Below are 16,775 nucleotides of genomic sequence, written 5' to 3'. Positions count from 1 at the left end.
CTGCAGCATTATTTTTTCCTTTCATGATTACTACGAAACTAGAAGCGTTGGTACCTCGCTGTGTTCATTGTTAGCTAAGACCGTGATCAGCTTGCAGGCTGTATCTCCTTAAACGCGAGCGCAATGAGTCATTCAAAAAGGTACAAGCAGGGCCGAAAGAGCCTCATTAATGGAAACGTCGGCCAGATGCGCAAAAGGCGTGACACCCGGAGAGACGGGATTACTTTTATCGAGGATGGTTATGAACAATGAAAAACGGCTCTGGAATACCAGTGAATTAGAGCAGTTTGGTTCTCACCGTTCGACTGTTCGAAAACGTCTTAAGGCTGCAGGCATCGAGCCCGTTGCATTCAAGGGCAATACACCGCTTTACGATGTCTGTCAGGTTGCCCCTTATCTGTGTAAGGCGCCAGTTAAAGAATCGGATGCTCCTGATTTGATGGGCTTCCCGACAGCGGCTGAGCTTAGGGCATTCATTCAGGCTGAGCGGGAAAAAATCAATCTGGGGCAAGACTCCGGTGCACTAGTGACCCGGGATGACTTTGAAAGTGAAATTGCGGTGTGTATCTCCGGTGTTAAAAGCTTTAAAGACAAAGTGATTACTCGCATTGAGTCAGCCATTCCAACCGCCACGCCCCAGCAGCTGGAAGCGTTAGAACAGTTATTGAACTTCGACTTACAGGCGGTATCTGATGAGCTTGTATCAGTTTGATGCTCGATTAGGTGTGAAGTTTGCCGATGCGAAGTCAATCCGCCGGAATCTGGCTTACCTGTGTGCGCCAGCGAATAAGACACCAGTAGAGGCCTCAGACGACGATCTATGGATTTCAGACGGTACGGATGTGACTAAGTTTCTGTCGTCATTGGTGCCATATATGCGGGAGCCACTTGATTGCTTGGCTCGCCGTATTTATGAAGCGGTGATTGTGGTTGGCCCTGCGCGTTCGGGAAAAACCAAGGCCATGGTGGAAGGGTGGATTAACTACACCGTTACTCAGGCTCCGGGCGATATGCTGCTGATTTACAGTACCAAAACCAAAGCAGCGGATATGTCGAAGATAGACTTAGAACGCTGTTTTAGCGCGACGTCTGGCATAGCTAAGCTACGCACAGGTCGTAAATCAGACGACAATATCACCTCTAAAAAATTTAAGAATGGTATGAACATTAAGCTGGATTCCGCGACGGAAACCAGCCTTTCAGCTTCGACTTACCGTTATGCAGGCGCGACTGACTACGATCGTGCAGAAGATGCGGTAGGCCAGGAGGGTTCGAAATTCGAGCTGATGCTGATGCGTGTTCAAAATGCCAAGTCATCCGGCATGGTGATGGCTGAATCTTCTCCCGGTCGTATTGTTCGTAATCCGAAATCTACCGGAGAGTTAGCACCCCACGAAGCTCAGCCCTGCGGCGGTATTGCCGATCTCTACAATCAGGGCGACAGACGTCGATTCTTCTGGTTGTGTGACGATTGCGGCGCATACTTTCGCCCTGACTTTGAAACTCTGAAATGGGAAGAAATAGACGATCCTATCGAGGCTTCCAAAACGGCTTGGGTGGAGTGCCCTCGCTGTACTCACCGTATTGATGAGTCGCAAAAGCAAGCGAAGAACTTACAGGGGAAATGGTTCCGTGAGGGAGCCATTGATCAATATGGGCAAGTTATTGACGATGAATCTCAGGTTAGAACGTCCAAATGGGCAACATTCTGGTTTGAAGGAATTGTTGCTGCGTATGCCAGCTGGGAAAACTTGGTTTACCGCTATCTGAATGCTGATGCGTTATTTCAAGAAACCGGAGATGAAGAAGCGTTAAAGACGTTCATTAACGTCCGTATGGGGCGTTCTTACATCATTCAGTCTCGCGGTCAGGATATTGGTGCTCATGAACTCATGGCCCGGGCGGCTAACTATGAACGGGGAGTGATTCCTGAAGGTGGCCGCTTCCTGATTATGACGATTGACGTACAGGGCGGTAAAACAAATCCTCGTTTCGTTGTACAGGCACAGGTTTACGGTGCTGGCTTGCAGCGTTGGGTGATTGACCGCTTTGAGGTTCTGACTAATCCGCACCGCAACGGTGAGAGGGTTAACCCTTCTGTTTATCCCGAAGATTGGGATCTGTTGGTTGAACAAGCCATTAAGAAAACATATCCCCTTGCTGATGGTTCAGGCCGAGTAATGAAGCCGTTGATCACCTTGTGTGATTCAGGCGGTTCCGGCGAGAAGAAGAACGGCAAGGTAAAAACCAGCTCTGTAACCGATCAGGCTTACCAATTTTACAACCGGCTTAAAGGGAAAGGTCTTTCTCACTTGTTCAGGTTGGTGAAGGGGGCAAGCCGAGACATTGAGCATCTGGTGAAAGAAACCTATCCAGATAAACGTAGCAAGCTGGCAAACGGTGAAATTCCTTTGCTGTTGCTGCATACCACTCGTCTGAAGAACCGTGTGGTTTCAAGTTATGAACGTCTTGAATTTGGCGCGCGTTTCTTCCACATGCCGGGGTGGGCTAGCCGTGATTGGTTTGATGAACTGACCGTTGAATATATTGATGATAAGGGCCAATGGCAAAAGCCAGACGGTGCCCGGAACGAATCCTTTGACCTGTGTGCTTACGCCGAAGCTGGTATGCATTATAAGGGCGGGGATGATATCGACTGGAACAACCCACCACCGTGGGCAGATGATTGGCAGATGAACCCTAATGTTGTTGATGCTGATCAGAAGCCACAATTCGAACGGCAACCACGCCGTCGCTATAACCACTCAAGAGGCATTTACGGATGACAACAACTAACCGCCAGCGCTTGCAGTGGTACTTGGATGCTGAGCAGAAGATTCTTATGCAGCAGTCTGTTGAAACAGCTGAAGGTGAAAAGCTGACCTTTGCCAGCCTTTCAACTGTGCGACGTGAGATTGAACGCCTGCAGGCGTTGATTGCCCGGGAAAATCAAGGGGGCCGCAGAAGTATAATCAGGAGGAATTACCTTGAGTAAACTCAACCTGGTTGATCGTATGGTGGGCTACTTTAGCCCTAAGGCTGGGCTTGAACGTATTCATAACCGCAGCTTGATGAACAAGTATCAGGCGGCACTTCCGGCCAACCCTCACACTAAAAAACGTAATCCTCGCTCAACAGGAAAAGCCAACCAGTTAAACAAAGATGCCAAATCGCTATACCAACGGGCGCGGCATATGGATGAAAACACCCCCTTGGTTACGGCTATTCTGGATGAGTTCTGCGCCAATGTGGTGGGGCCAAAAGGCATCATGATTGAGCCTCAGCCCCTGGATAAAGAGGGTAATGTTCATACTGAGTTTGCTCGTCAGATTAATGAATGGTTTGAGCTGTTTTCGCTAAAGCAGAACATTGACGGTGAGCACTCACGGGCTGAAACAGAATGGCTATCTTGCCGTACCTGGTTGCGTGATGGTGAAGTCTTTGCTCGTTATTACATGGGCTATCACCCAGATATCACTTATCCCTCTGATACGCCTTTTGGTGTTCAACCGTTTGAGCCGGATTATGTGCCGGTGAATATCAGTGAACCTGAACGAGGGGTATTAGAAGGGATTCGCCGCAATAAACTGGGGCAAATGGTTTCAATCCTGATCCAGCGTGATGCTCTCGGCTTTGAATTTTCCGAGGTGGAAGCACGTTTTGTGACTCACCTGAAGTTCACTCGTCGTTTGCACCAGAACCGAGGCGTAACGCTACTGCATTCGATATTAGACTTGGTTTCTGATATTGAGGATTACGATCAGTCTGAACGTATCAGCGCCCAGATTGCTAGCCGTTTTGCGTATTTCATTAAGCGGGATGCTGGCGGCGAAGATAATGCTTTTGAGCGTGGTGGGGATATTTTCCTTGGCATGGGTAACAGCTTTGAGCTGGCACCTGGCGAGGATGCCGGAATTGTTGAAAGTAATCGCCGTGAAGCGATGAGCAGCCCATTCCGTGATTCTCAAATGCGGTTGGCTGCTTCCGGTTCCGGTGTGAACTGTTCCAGTGTGACTCGCCATTACACAGGTAACTATTCTGCACAGCGACAAGAACTGATTGATTCCTTTTCACGCTACCGGATCTTACAGCGCAAGTTTGTAACCAGCTGGACCCGTCCACAGTACCGACATGCTTTGGAGATGGCGATCCTATCCGGCCAGCTTAAAGTGCCGAAAGATGTTAATCCGGAAACGGTACTAAATGCGATTTATCAGGCGCCAGTTATGCCGTGGATTGATCCTGCCAGAGAGATGGTAGGCATTGAGAAAGGCACCCGCCTTGGCTTGCAGTCATTGAGCCATTACCAACGAGAACGAAACTTCAACCCTGTATCGGTTAGACGTGAAATCAAGTCTGAACGCCAGGCAATGAACGATGACTTAATCGTGAGTATCGCCGATCCGGCGCACAACATCTCATCAAAGATTCAGCATAAGAACAGAGAGGCAAAAAATGCCGAAGGCGAATAAATCTTGGTACACGCTGAAAAATGAAGGTGGTACCGAGCCAGTTAAGTTGTACATCCATGGGATTATTGGTGATTGGGATATCGATTCCATCGACCTTATCAAAGCCCTTCAGGAAGTCGGTACCAGTGATTTAGAACTGCGTATTCAAAGCTATGGCGGCTCTGTTTATGAAGGGCTCGCGATGTTTAATGCCATCAAGGCCCACAAGGGTATGACTACAGGTATTGTTGATGGCCTGGCGGCGTCTATTGCGACCTATATTCTGATGGCATGTGATGAAATTCATATGCCAGAAAATGCTTCTTTCATGATTCACAATCCGAGCATTGGCGCTTGGGGTGGGGAAACTGAAATTGAAAGTGCCTTGGCTCAGCTGAAACAGGCCAAGGTGACCACTTCAGAAGAGTATGCAGCTCGAAGCGGTAAACCCGTAGATGAAGTACAAGAGGCCATGAACAAGGAAACTTGGTTCTCGGCTCAGCAGGCACTTGAGTGGGGTTTGATTGATAAGGTGATTGACCCGGTAAACCTGACCAATAGCCTTAAGAATATCGCTCCAACCGCTTTGGCTAGCTTTAAGAATCCCCCTGATGAATTGGTTAATCAGTTGGCTGAAGATGAGCCAGGCGCTGAACCAACCTCTGATCCTGAACTAGCTCCGCCAAATACAGAGTTGGAGCCAGATAGTACTAATGACCCTTTACCGCTGGCCGCTCAAGCAGGCTACGATCCATCACAACAGGTAAGCAACGATATGCCAAAACCCAATGAACTGCAGAACGCAGTAAAAAACGAAATCGCTCGCCAGTCTGCGATCCGTGCGCTGTGTGCTCAACACAAAGTCAGTGATACGCTGCGTGATGAGATGCTGAACGATCCTGATTGTTCTGATGCACAGGCTTCCTTAAAGATTCTGCAGAACCTAGGCACATCTTCTGCTTTAGGGCAGGATGCAGACACTACCCAGTCAAATCTGACTAATGCTCATATCCACGTAGATAACGGCAATATCACTAAAGATTCACTGCAGAACGCCCTAAATTCCCGTTGCGGTGTTGCTGAGCCGGAAAAAGATAATCCATATCGCCTGAAAACTTTGTTGGATATGGCTGAGATTTCGGTGGGTAAAGACGCCAAATACTGCAGTAATAAAAATGAGCTGGTTGCCCGGGCGTTTAACAGCGGTGATTTCTCCGACATCATCACGGAAGGTGTTCGTACGGTAATGCGTGATGAAGCTAAGGTGCGAGCGCCATTATGGCGTGAGCTGGCCAACACGGAGAACTTGCCCAACTTCAAAGAAACAGACCTGATCCTGATTAACGATGCGCCGGATTTGATGGCGGTATCTGAAGATGGTGAATACAAGGCGGCGACCATTAAAGGTAGCGGTGAGAAAATCCAGCTGGCGACCTTTGGCCGTGAAATTGCTTTCACCCGTCAGGCGATCATCAATGATGAAATCGCGCTGATTTCTAAAATCCCTCGTAAGTTCATGCAGGCGGGTTACCGTCTATCTGACAAGCTGATGTTTAACGCCATTCTTTCAGGTCAGATGGGGGATGGTAAATCTGTCTTCCAGGCTGTTACAAACAACAAATGGGGCAACCTGAAAACGGGCATTACGAAAGATGACTATCAGGCGCTGATTATGGCACTTCACAAGTCTTTCGCAACGGCGACCACTTCTGAAGGGGATGCGCTCGATTTGCGTGGTGAAGTGTTACTGGCAAACCCTGATCATGCTTCATACCTAGAAGCGGTGCTGAATACGGCCAGCAAGCCTGACACCTTCAACCCAGCTTATAAGAAGTTCCCGAAGGTGATTGAAACGGCCCGTATGGCTGAAATCAATGGTGCGATTGCCCTGACAGGCAAGGACTTCGATTCTGTAGTGATGGCATTCCTGGACGGTGAGCAGGACCCGTGGTTAGAAACTGGTGACGGTTGGAGCAGTGACGGCGCTAAGTTCCGAATCACCTACGATATTGCTTCGAAGATGGTAGATCGTCGCGGTATTTCCAAGGCGACATTTGCTTAATCATTTACTTCTTCATTAAGGCGCTTCGGCGCCTTTTTTGATCTGACTATTTATTGATTTGACTATTTATTGGATTAGACAGGACAGGTAACAACGATGCGTATTGCAGACGGAAATAAGATTGATTTGAAAGCTCCGGCAGGCGGCTTTACCAAAGATGTGCCGGTTAAGTACGGCGCTCTGATTGTGGTACCTAACTATTCTGGCCCTGAAGGGCAGGTGGTGAGCTGTACTTATCGTGGTTTGTTTGATGGCCCGATTAAGGCGGGTGACTCTCCGGCGTTTGAAGGGGAATCAGCTTACTTTGATGGTGGTGAGTTTACCAAAACCGCCCCAACTGCTGATGGCACGGTGAAAGAGCCGGTTGGTGTGTTCATTGATGGTGGTGTGCTGTTGACTGGCGTTCAGGTGTAACTGTGACCAGCTTGTTTGAGAGTGCCCGGGCAGAAATCCGGGCATCACTTCAACGCTGCTTTGGTCGGTCTATTGTGGTGATGATGCCTGATGGTAATCAACAAACGGTTCAAGGCTATATCAAAGTTACAGAGGCTGCTGGCAACAAGGTGAAGCGGCTGCTGACCGATGCCGTATTGTCACCTAAGGCCGCGCTGATGGATGAAGGCAAGCGCTATGTTCTGGTTTATTCCGGCCCTGAACAGGGAAAAGGTGATAGCCAGATTGTACGTGAGTATCTGATGATCCTTGAAAGTGCGGGGGCTAAACATGGCTGGTCTGAATTCTCGGATGATGCTTGATACTAGCTTCCTGAGTAAGTTCTCTCACTTGCCGGATGAGTTAGCCAGAGCGGCTAGGCGAGCTGTGGTGAAAACCAATCGCTGGCTTCGAGCTGTTTCAATGGCTGATCTTGGTTACGAGTTGGCTATAGATAGTAAGGCGATGAAAACACGATTCCGAGTGTATAAAAATGGCCGCATATCAAAGCTATGGGTAGGTGTTCGAGAGATTGGCGTTCATCGTTTTGGCACACCGAAACAGTCGAAGCACGGTGTTACGGTGGGGAATCGTTCGTATAAAAGCGCCTGGATAAACCCTATGGATAGTTCAGAGTTATTGGTTTGGCGACGAAATCCCGAGTATCGATCCGGCAAGGTGATAGAGCTTGTAACAGAAGACATTCGTGAAGAGGCTGAAGAGATCATTGAAAGCTATCAGTCTGAACTAAATCGTAAGTTTGAGGAGAATTTCCACCGTGAATTCCAATACGTTCTTTCGGGCGCCTAGTGAGTGGGTAAAAAAGGTGGTGGAAACACTGGAGCAACGCCTTAACCTCAAAATTGGTACCGCCTACCGTCGAGAGTCAAAAGAGCCTGCTCATACCCTTATTACTTATCAGGTCGGCGAAAGTGAACCGGTTAATCACAACGGGAATGATGGTCGCAAGCTGCACGAAATTGAGCTTCGTTTCCTGGTTGAAGTGCCCACCGCTGTTGATGGCTTTGACTTGGAAGCGCTGGACGCATCAACCCGTCTTGAACGTGAATTACTGAATGAGCGGTTTGGTTGCTTTAACGATGCTGAAGAAACTCGGCTTATTTCCAATGTTCCCCGTAAATTCGACCCTGATAACGGCGTATTCATGCGAGTAGTGACCATTAAGCAGCGCATTTACATGGGGCCAGTTGAAGAAGATTGGCACGAGATTGTGGGGACTAGCCACTATGATGCTGGAGTTGATGAAACGACTCAGGTCGCTTGAGGAAGAAGTTCTAGCCCTACGTGAAGAACTCGAAGAAAACCGCAGAGCAGCAGCCAATATCATTCGCCTTGGTGTGGTATCGAAGGCTGATAAGACAACCGTCGAAATAAAGACCGGCTTAAACAAGGCAACACGAATCCCTTTCTTTGTTCACTGCGCCGGGCGGGTAAGCCATTACCGCCGCCCGAGTGTTGGTGAACAATGTCTGCTGATCAATCTTGGCAGCGGTGACAACCTCAATAATGCAGTCGCGTTAATGGGATTGCCTTCCACTCAGTACCCATGTCCAACCACGGAAGCCAATGAAGTGATGACGGATTACGGTGATGGGATGACTGAGCTTTATAACCTGGATAGTGGTGAGCTTACCGCAAAGTACCCGGGCGGGATGACGTTGCTTGCTGACCTGACGCACATCGGTAACCAAGAGCACACAGGAAACACTAACCGAACAGGGGATACCATTCTGACGGGTAATACGGTTAGTACGGGTAACTTTAATCATCAGGGCGGTTTTGCTGTTGCAGCGGGCTCAGGTGGTGGGGCGGCAACGGTCTCGGGAGGAATGAATATCTCTGGTGGTGATGTGGTTGCTGATGGCTACAGCCTGAAAGGGCACCACCATGATGATGAAGAAGGGCGAGCAACCACTGAGGCTAAATCATGATTGGAATTGATCCTCAAACTGGGATGACAGTTACTGGCGTTTCAGCGCTTTCTTGCCGTTTTTCCCGGGTATTAACGACAAGTCCAGCCTCAAGGGTGAAACGTAGAGATCTCTGCAACCGAGCTGTAGAGCGGCTTGGCAAAGATCAGAACCCTACGGAAGCGATGATAATCCAAAATTTAACGTTGGAAGCTTTAGCCAACCCCGGATGGGGACTCACTGAATTTAAGGCTACTCAATGCAAGGCGGTACCTGGTAGGAACGGCTTTCAGGTATCGGTTTGGGGTGAGTGGCGTGGTCAGCCATTGGTGCTAAAGGGAAGACTATGACACAGCTACCAAGTGCTTTTCAGGTACCGAACTTTGAAACCTTGCTGCAAGCCTATAAGCAATGGGCTGTCAGCTATTGTGCTGAAAAAGATCCTGATAAAGCGAAACTACTTGAAGAGGCTTTCGATAATGAATCTGAGCTATTAGCGCAGACAACAGAAGCCTTCGTATTGAAGCGTATCGCTGAAATTCGCGAACAGAATCACCAGGCTCTGCAGATGTTTCGTAAATTCGTGATGGAATCTGACATGGTAGACCTGCTGGCGCTGCAGTACGGCCTCAAACGACAAGTGATGGAGCCGGGTGATGACTCGGTATTTCCTCCGAAACCTCCCGTAATGGAGTCGAATGACAGCCTGTTGCAGCGTTTTGATTTGGCGCCTTATCAGTTTCACACCACGGGCACACGGATGGGATATAAGTTCCACGCTCTAACTCTAGATGAACGCCCAGTGATCAAGATTGAATCAGAGCCTGATGCGGTGGTGATGCGGTTTGAGTTTCAGAACCTTAATCGTCCTATGCCGGTGAAGGATGCGAAGCCAAAGATGATCGAGCCTAATTCGGGCAAAGTGTGTGTGGCAATCCTAAGCCGTGAAACACCTGATGGTACCGCGAGCTCGGAATTACTTACTCGAGTAAGTGACTACATAAACAGGGACGATATTGCTCAAGAATCTGATGAAGTGACCACGAAAAGCGCGACCCCGAAGCCTTATCGGATAGTGGCAACGCTCTACACTGGTGCTCAGCCGGGCAATCATGTCAGTAAAGAAGATGCCGATCAAAAAGCCTGGGATTTTGCGGATCGACTTCACCGACTAGAAAGTGTGATTGATCGTGAGGAAGTGGCCCACATCTTTTACGAACTGGGCGTAAAACGGGCGAAGGTACACGAACCCGCTCAGGATGTCATTTGCGCTTGGGATGAGGCACCACATTGTACGGAGGTGCTTATTGATGTCAGAGCAGAATAATCCCTTTGTCTCTGTTCAGCCCGAAAACCGCACCATCATTGAAGAATCTTTGGAATACGCCTGGCATGAAGCTATTAACAGTCTGGCCGATCCTTATCCTGAACTAAAACAACCGCTCTATTCCCCTGATGAGTTTGTAGCCTTACTGGCTGCAGAACGTGGCGTTATGGACTGGCGCCCTGAAGATACGTTGGAGCAACAGCGCAAGACTGCTGATAAGGCTTTTGAAATACATAGAAAGGCCGGTACACGTCATGGCCTGTCTGTCGCAATGGATGCATTAGATTGCGATATCGATGTGAAGCCTTGGTACCAGATGGACTCACCGCCTGGGCCTTACCACCTAGAGGTGGTTGCCTGGAAGCGAAATAGCCCGGTCAATAAGAAAACTGCCGACCGGATGCTTTCTCGTATCGAGCACACCAAATCAGAGCGAGACACTGTTGAGCTGATTGTTGCATTGGGGATGAGTTCAGGCTTTAAGTTTTCAGGAATTGCTCAAAAAGGCATTACTCACTATGACGATTCAGTTAATGGTGTATTGCCGCCATCTCCTGTTTGTGTCGGCTCGGTGTTATTTGGAGGTGCGACTCGAATGGTTGTTATGACTGAAATGAATCCCGGAGCAATAGCATGAGTACACCTGTTGTACAGTACACAAAAGCGGGTTTAGCTGAGCTGATTAGCGCAAAAAATCAGGGTATCAAAGGGGCGATTAAGTGGATTGCCGCCGGTGACCGTAGTTATAAGCCCAGTGTTGACCAGACCCGCCTCTATAACGAAAAGCAGCGTGAATTAATTGTTGATTGGGAAGAGTTAAGTGCTACCCAGTTACGTTTGGGGACTGTGTTTAAGGGCAACCTAGAATATGAAGTGAGGGAAGTCGGATTCTATCTTGAATCAGGTACTTTGCTTGCGGTGTATTCCGTTCCAAATACGTTGCTTGCTTATAAATCAGCTAACGCTAGCTGGCTGCAAAAGTTCACTCTTGATATCTCACCATTACCTACCGATAGCGTGACCGTGGAGCTTGGCACAGAGAATGTAAACCTGTTCTTGGCTGAAGAGCTTGCCATTATGGGAGCGGCCCAGGTAGGCAACATGGCCCGCCATGTTGAATTGCTGTTTCGTGTGAATGACCTTGAAAAGCAGGTGTAAGGAGGGGCTATGTCGTGTTCGATGGAAGGACCTCCGCTGCTGAAAATCGTCGCCGGTACCACGTTTGGCTTTGATGTTAGCTGGACTACTGGCGATAAAGAAAACCCGTACGTGAAGCTGATGGGCTGTACGGCTGTGTTCGTGGTTCGTGCGCTGGATGGTGAGTTGCTGGTTAAGGGAACGACTGAATCAGGACATATCAAAATTGTTGAGCGAGAGCAGCAAAGTGATGATCTGGATGTCAAAGTAAGCCATGACCAAACCAGCGGCCACGATCCTCAACGCTGGGAGAACTCAACCTATGAATTGCGGGTTATTTTCCCAAGCGGTGATCCTTACAGCATTCTACGAGGGCCTGCCCAATTAATTAAAGGGGCGGCTGATGATTAGCTCCGGTGCAAGGGTATTCGTAAACCTGGTTGTTGATCGGGTAATTACCGTTCGCTTGCCGCAGGGTGTTGCTGTCGTACGCGAACAAACTAGGCCAGATGTGCAGGTTGTTACGGTAGGTCAGCAGGGGCCGGTTGGTACCGTGAGTGAAGCGGTGTTGGCAATGGCTGCTGAAGCTAAGGAAACAGCCAGTGCCGCTAATGAACAGTCAGCTGCTACAGCTACAACGTTAGATGATGTGATCGTCAGTATGACTAATGGTTTTAATTTTCATGCCGGTGAGATTTCTGCTTAGGAGGTTAGGTGCTTAAAACAAAAGTAGATCAGATGGTTGCGGCTCTGAATAACCTCATGGGGGTTATTAACGGCAAGCTGCGACTCAAAGCAGATAAGAGCGATGTATATACGCGTACTTATCTGGACGACCCGTTATCCACATTGGGCGCCAATGCGGCAACAGCAAACAAGCTGAAAATAGGGCGAATTATTTCACTCGGGCGAGATGCTGCAGGTTCTGTTGTGTTTGACGGTTCAGGTAATGTGACGCTGCAGGTGACTATTGCTGCTTTGGATGATAAGGCGGATAAGACCGACACCTTAACACCGGCAGAGATTGATGCTCGTATCCAGCAGTTAATCGGTGTTGCACCTGAGGTGCTGGATACCTTTGAAGAACTCTCAACAGCGTTAGGTAATGACCCTAACTTTGCAGCCACTATGACTGCTGAGCTTGCGAAGAAAGCTGATAAGTCTTCGGTTTATACCATCACAGCAGCGGATGCGAAGTTCTTAACCAAAGGAGGTACCGCAGCAGATACCAGCTTATTTGGTGGGAACGTACCAGAATACTACGCCACGGCAGGCCAGCATTCAGCGCTGGAACAGGAAGTGGCAGATGGTTTTACCCGGCTTGCGGCATCATTCAATGATGCTGCCAATTTGATTAATGGGAATCAGGCATAATGAGTATTGAGCAACAGATCGGCGCGTTGGTAGAGGCGTCGAATAATTTGACCGATGCGGTGAATAATAAAATTGGGGATATTGATCAGTCTGTAAAGAATGCTACGGATAACTTCAATCAGCAAATTGATGAAGTAATTAAATCAATTCCAGAATCTCACACGGTGTTATGGGTAAACCATGAAACAGGGAATGACAATAATACGGGATTAACTTCATCCTCTAAGTTGGCAACACTCGATAAAGCATTAAGCATAGCTATCACAAAGCGTTCATGTGAAATTCGTATAGGTCGAGTTACGGATGCACAGAACAATCCATACTATGTGTATGATAGACACTTTTTTAAAGGTAATCAGGTTACGATCCTTGCTGATAAAGGGGGAGGCTATACACCGAATAATGAAAGTGTTGAAAACAATCAGCACATGGTTCCCCGAATTGTATTCACTCATAAGCCGGGCAGAAATTACATCGGGCTGATTGATATGGATGATGGCCGCTTTTCGTTTGGCGGTTATCGGCTCAATTTGAACTTGGAATGGCGTATATCGTCTGGCAATCCAATTACCTATGATGGAAATTGTGGCATAAGAATGAACGAGAAGGCATTCATGAATTCTTATGGTGGTAATAAAATTTACTTAAATTGTGACACATCATCTGCTTATGCGGATACAGTTGGTTTTATTGAGTCAACAGGCACAGTTCGATTAGTTGCATCACAAGGCATCGAAGATAAATCAGCAGCCCAAAATAATCACTTGTTAGGATATTGGAGTAATGCATTTCTTAAAGGCACTCGTTTATTTGTTGAAAGCTATAATGGGAATCGCCCATTGTCGGAGCTTATTTTAGGTTGGGAAACCTTTGGTTCTGTTCCATTTACTCAAATTTCTCAGGTGTAAAATGGATTTTTTAGTTGAATACAAAGGCCGTTTTTACGGTCGTTTACCCAAAATTGATAATGAAGGTTATCCTATTCATTATCCTGAATTAAATGAAAGTGATGTAACTACAATTAACATATTGCATGATTGGCAAGTAATACGTAAGCAGCGTGACAAATTAATTAATGAGCTAAATAGCTACTATTGGCGTCACGAACGTGAGCTTCGTATGGGTAAAACTCCAGGTGATGTAGAGAATCCAACAACATTGTCATTAGAGCAATTAAGTCAATTGGATCAGCGTGTTCAATATCTTGCTGATATTCCTCAAAAGTTTGATAACCCAGACGATATTGTTTGGGGTAGTCATCCTGATTTCGTCCAATAGGCCGCGCGAGCGGTTTTTTTGTACCTAATTCCAGCTTCATGGACTTTACCAATGAAAGCCCGAATCGACCCAATCACAATCGTGATTGTTAGTATTTTGCTTGGCTGGGGATGGACCGAATTAACCACTGAGCCCGTATGTGAACAGCAAGTGGTACGCGAGGGCGTAACCTACACCATCCCCATCAAGTGCGAAATAATCCCTCATTAACCGCCGCCTGGTGGTTTTCTTTTATCAGCGTTTGACCTTCTGCAGGAAAAATTATGGCAACCCAAAAGCAACCCGAGGTGCAGGATTACCCGATCCTGAAACCCTTCCGCCTTAACGGCCGCTGGTATTACCCAGCAGATAAAACAATTTCCCTAAAGCCTGCGCAGACTTCTTTTTTGTTAAAGAACGGCAAGATTGGTAAGCCTGAGCAAGCCACACAAAACAAACAAGAGGTGAGCAAATAATGGCAGCCCTTGCACCAATTCAGGATTTTGAGCTTAACGGTGTTGAAGTTAATACCATTGAGCCATTGCCAAGTATGGGGCCACTTGCGCTGCAGGTGGTTCATTTAGTGGGTACCGCACCGGAAAAACGGGGAACGCTTATTTACAATGAGCCTACTCGCCTTTGGAACTATTCAGATGCCATGATGGCATTAGATAGTACCGGTAACCGCCAGGGCACATTGCCAAATGTGGTTCGCTATCTGTTGGAGTATGTGAAGTGCATCCTCTATGTGACAGTGGTTGAAGAACATGCCGATGATGCGACAACTGAAGCCAATGTGATCGGTGGTGTCGATTCTGCTACAGGAGCGATTAAAGGCCTTGAGACAGTCAAAGGTTGTCCTGAAACACCTACGATTATTGCAGCTCCTGGCTTTAGTTCTAAACCTGTAGGGCAGAAGTTAGCACTAATGAGCCGTGATGTTCGTTGCCGCCCTGTATTGGACGGCCCAAACACTAACGATATGGCCGCAGCTGAGTTTGCCGCTGAGTTTGGAGCAGAAGGTACCGGGGAAGATAAAGTAAGCATTATCGACCCTTGGTTCCTTAAGACCTATGACGGTTCACAGCTATTAATGCCAGCCTCTATCGCTCTGGTAGCGGCAATGGCTTCCGTAGATGGTTGGGTTAGCCCGCAAAACCGCTCCGTGCTTTGTGATGAAACAGCACGTAACGTGTCGTATAAAATCAATGACAAAACCACGCAGGCCAACTTCCTCAATAAACATGGTGTGGTGACTATTGCCCGTACCCGTATGGGTGGTTACTCCATCATTGGTAACCGTACAAATACCGGACGCTTTATCTCTCACGTTGGCCTTGAAGATCTGATGGCGCGTAAGCTGGAAGAAACTAGCCAACCGCTAATGGGTAAGCAACTCACTGAAGAGTTTATGCAGCAGGTGATTGATCGCTTGACGAACTGGGGGCAAGACTTGGTTGCTCAGGGAGTGATTCCAGTATTCAAAGCTTTCCTTCACCCAAGTAAAAACAACCTTGAAAACTACACATCTGGTCGTTGGTTCCTGTGTGTTAACTATGGCCGCTACTCACCGAACGAGCACATGGTGTACGAGATGAGTGTAGATAATGGCCTGATTGCAGCCTGGCTTGAGGAGGTGGTAAATGGCTGATCGTATTCGTATGCGAATTAAGGCGCAGGTTGAATCTGTGCCTTTGATGAACGAGATTGTTGATTTCACCCCGCCCGAAATTAAAGCCAAGCTGGCTAATAATGAGGGCTCTTTTGTTGCCTCGGAAGATACGGTTGGCCTTGAGAAGCTAAGTTGGTCACTCAAGGTACGCGGCGAGCATGGCGAGATCTCAAAAGCGTTGGGTAAATTCACTATGGGTAATGCTCAGGTGAACGTGACTGAGAAAGGCAAGAGTACTGAGGGCGTTGCATACACTGAAGAATACTCAATGTATGGCCCAATTACTGGCATCAAGAAAGAGCCGGTAAAGATGGGTGAGAAGCCAACAGTCACCATCGAAGGTACCTGCAAGGCGTATACCCAGCGTGATACTGGCACTGTGGTGCATGATATTAATGTGAACACCGGGAAAACCATTGTGGGCGGTGTTGATTTGATGGGGGAAGCGGGAATTAGCCTGTAATTATCCCTCCTTGTTTACTGATAAGCGCCTTACGGCGCTTTTTTTGTATTGGAATTTCCATGAAAAAGACCACTAAGCTACCGTTCTACCACCGAAACGGTAACCATGAGATTGAAATTAACCCTATATCTCTCGGTGAGTTTCGAAAGCTTCCGTTTGTGAATCTTGGTGTGGATAAAGAGCTGAGTCCCTCTGAGCTTTTCCGTCAGCTCAAAGCCATGATCCTGGCCTGTACCGTTATTACCAATGAAGAATTTGAAGAACTCTCGGCGCCTGATTTTACCCAGCTGCATGAAGATATTCGTGTTTTTATCCTAAAGCCATCAGATGAAATTCAGGAGAAGCCGTTGACTGGCTCTGATTTTGAATTCGATCTGCTGTTCCCTTTCACCAACGAGCTGAGTGAGAACATTTCACACATCAAGTTTGTTGTTCCCAAGGTGAAGCATTCAGAAGCTCTTGCAGAAATCACAGATGATACTGAGCGTGAGAACTTCATGTTCCGAGTGGTTTGCAACCTGGATAAGCAAGATATGGATGCCATGGCACTGAATGACTATCTGGCTATCAAGCCTCAGGTCGGCGCTTTTTTTCAACTTGCGGGGGATTACTTTCGCCCGACGATGTAGAAGCTCTCATTGATCTAATCCCGATGCACCGTAATACATC

The 16,775-nt window shown here is 47.7% G+C and carries 22 protein-coding genes; all 22 read left to right on the top strand.

Translation table 11 applies throughout. From position 1 onward, the window contains the following. Nucleotides 1–241: 241 nt before the first annotated feature. Nucleotides 242–712 carry a DUF1441 family protein gene (locus AC51G0_RS11915; RefSeq protein WP_496298675.1) on the top strand — a complete coding sequence of 157 codons (471 nt, stop codon included), beginning with the start codon at nt 242–244 and terminating at the stop codon, nt 710–712. Further along, nucleotides 693–2,786 carry a terminase gpA endonuclease subunit gene (locus AC51G0_RS11910; protein ID WP_496298674.1) on the top strand — a complete coding sequence of 698 codons (2,094 nt, stop codon included), beginning with the start codon at nt 693–695 and terminating at the stop codon, nt 2,784–2,786. Before AC51G0_RS11915 ends, AC51G0_RS11910 begins: the two co-directional genes overlap by 20 nt. After that, on the top strand, nt 2,783–2,995 hold the full coding sequence (locus AC51G0_RS11905; RefSeq protein WP_496298673.1) for a DUF6148 family protein: 213 nt from the start codon (nt 2,783–2,785) through the stop codon (nt 2,993–2,995). Before AC51G0_RS11910 ends, AC51G0_RS11905 begins: the two co-directional genes overlap by 4 nt. Next, complete coding sequence (locus tag AC51G0_RS11900) at nt 2,988–4,472, top strand: phage portal protein (RefSeq protein WP_496298672.1); 1,485 nt, start codon at nt 2,988–2,990, stop codon at nt 4,470–4,472. The genes AC51G0_RS11905 and AC51G0_RS11900 overlap by 8 nt, the downstream gene beginning before the upstream one ends. Beyond that, the gene (locus AC51G0_RS11895; protein ID WP_496298671.1) at nt 4,456–6,513 is read left to right on the top strand and encodes a ClpP-like prohead protease/major capsid protein fusion protein; all 2,058 of its coding nucleotides are present in this window, start codon (nt 4,456–4,458) and stop codon (nt 6,511–6,513) included. Before AC51G0_RS11900 ends, AC51G0_RS11895 begins: the two co-directional genes overlap by 17 nt. A gap of 96 nt (nt 6,514–6,609) precedes the next feature. After that, nucleotides 6,610–6,927, top strand: coding sequence for a capsid cement protein (locus AC51G0_RS11890; protein ID WP_496298670.1), 318 nt, complete (start codon nt 6,610–6,612; stop codon nt 6,925–6,927). A 2-nt stretch (nt 6,928–6,929) separates the two neighbouring features. Beyond that, a complete protein-coding gene (locus AC51G0_RS11885) occupies nt 6,930–7,268 on the top strand; it encodes a hypothetical protein (protein WP_496298669.1) in 339 nt (112 codons plus the stop codon). Further along, nucleotides 7,237–7,755 (top strand): phage tail protein, encoded by a 519-nt coding sequence (locus AC51G0_RS11880; protein ID WP_496298668.1) that lies wholly within the window; start codon nt 7,237–7,239, stop codon nt 7,753–7,755. Before AC51G0_RS11885 ends, AC51G0_RS11880 begins: the two co-directional genes overlap by 32 nt. Then, on the top strand, nt 7,724–8,230 hold the full coding sequence (locus AC51G0_RS11875) for a hypothetical protein (protein WP_496298667.1): 507 nt from the start codon (nt 7,724–7,726) through the stop codon (nt 8,228–8,230). Before AC51G0_RS11880 ends, AC51G0_RS11875 begins: the two co-directional genes overlap by 32 nt. Continuing rightward, nucleotides 8,208–8,897, top strand: a complete 690-nt coding sequence (locus tag AC51G0_RS11870; RefSeq protein ID WP_496298666.1) for a phage baseplate assembly protein V — start codon at nt 8,208–8,210, stop codon at nt 8,895–8,897. Before AC51G0_RS11875 ends, AC51G0_RS11870 begins: the two co-directional genes overlap by 23 nt. 325 nt (nt 8,898–9,222) lie before the next feature. After that, on the top strand, nt 9,223–10,203 hold the full coding sequence (locus tag AC51G0_RS11865; protein WP_496298665.1) for a baseplate J/gp47 family protein: 981 nt from the start codon (nt 9,223–9,225) through the stop codon (nt 10,201–10,203). Beyond that, a complete protein-coding gene (locus AC51G0_RS11860; protein WP_496298664.1) occupies nt 10,187–10,840 on the top strand; it encodes a phage tail protein I in 654 nt (217 codons plus the stop codon). The genes AC51G0_RS11865 and AC51G0_RS11860 overlap by 17 nt, the downstream gene beginning before the upstream one ends. After that, nucleotides 10,837–11,361: a phage tail-collar fiber domain-containing protein gene (locus AC51G0_RS11855; protein WP_496298662.1), complete on the top strand. Its 525-nt coding sequence runs from the start codon at nt 10,837–10,839 to the stop codon at nt 11,359–11,361. Before AC51G0_RS11860 ends, AC51G0_RS11855 begins: the two co-directional genes overlap by 4 nt. A gap of 9 nt (nt 11,362–11,370) precedes the next feature. Next, nucleotides 11,371–11,751, top strand: coding sequence for a hypothetical protein (locus AC51G0_RS11850; protein WP_496298661.1), 381 nt, complete (start codon nt 11,371–11,373; stop codon nt 11,749–11,751). Then, nucleotides 11,744–12,046, top strand: coding sequence for a hypothetical protein (locus AC51G0_RS11845; RefSeq protein ID WP_496298659.1), 303 nt, complete (start codon nt 11,744–11,746; stop codon nt 12,044–12,046). Before AC51G0_RS11850 ends, AC51G0_RS11845 begins: the two co-directional genes overlap by 8 nt. Nucleotides 12,047–12,054: 8 nt before the next feature. Further along, a complete protein-coding gene (locus AC51G0_RS11840) occupies nt 12,055–12,714 on the top strand; it encodes a hypothetical protein (protein ID WP_496298658.1) in 660 nt (219 codons plus the stop codon). After that, entirely contained in the window at nt 12,714–13,622 is a 909-nt protein-coding gene (locus tag AC51G0_RS11835; protein ID WP_496298656.1) for a hypothetical protein, read from the top strand. Before AC51G0_RS11840 ends, AC51G0_RS11835 begins: the two co-directional genes overlap by 1 nt. 1 nt (nt 13,623) lies before the next feature. After that, entirely contained in the window at nt 13,624–13,992 is a 369-nt protein-coding gene (locus AC51G0_RS11830; RefSeq protein WP_496298654.1) for a hypothetical protein, read from the top strand. Between the two features lie 263 nt (nt 13,993–14,255). Beyond that, nucleotides 14,256–14,447: a hypothetical protein gene (locus AC51G0_RS11825; RefSeq protein WP_496298652.1), complete on the top strand. Its 192-nt coding sequence runs from the start codon at nt 14,256–14,258 to the stop codon at nt 14,445–14,447. Beyond that, nucleotides 14,447–15,622, top strand: a complete 1,176-nt coding sequence (locus AC51G0_RS11820) for a phage tail sheath protein (protein ID WP_496298650.1) — start codon at nt 14,447–14,449, stop codon at nt 15,620–15,622. The genes AC51G0_RS11825 and AC51G0_RS11820 overlap by 1 nt, the downstream gene beginning before the upstream one ends. Beyond that, complete coding sequence (locus AC51G0_RS11815; protein ID WP_496298649.1) at nt 15,615–16,106, top strand: phage major tail tube protein; 492 nt, start codon at nt 15,615–15,617, stop codon at nt 16,104–16,106. Before AC51G0_RS11820 ends, AC51G0_RS11815 begins: the two co-directional genes overlap by 8 nt. Nucleotides 16,107–16,165: 59 nt before the next feature. Further along, complete coding sequence (locus tag AC51G0_RS11810) at nt 16,166–16,735, top strand: phage tail assembly protein (RefSeq protein WP_496298647.1); 570 nt, start codon at nt 16,166–16,168, stop codon at nt 16,733–16,735. Nucleotides 16,736–16,775 lie beyond the last annotated feature (40 nt).

The sequence above is a fragment of the Photobacterium sp. HL06 genome (assembly GCF_059552575.1).
This window is presented reverse-complemented; position numbering and strand designations above follow the sequence as displayed.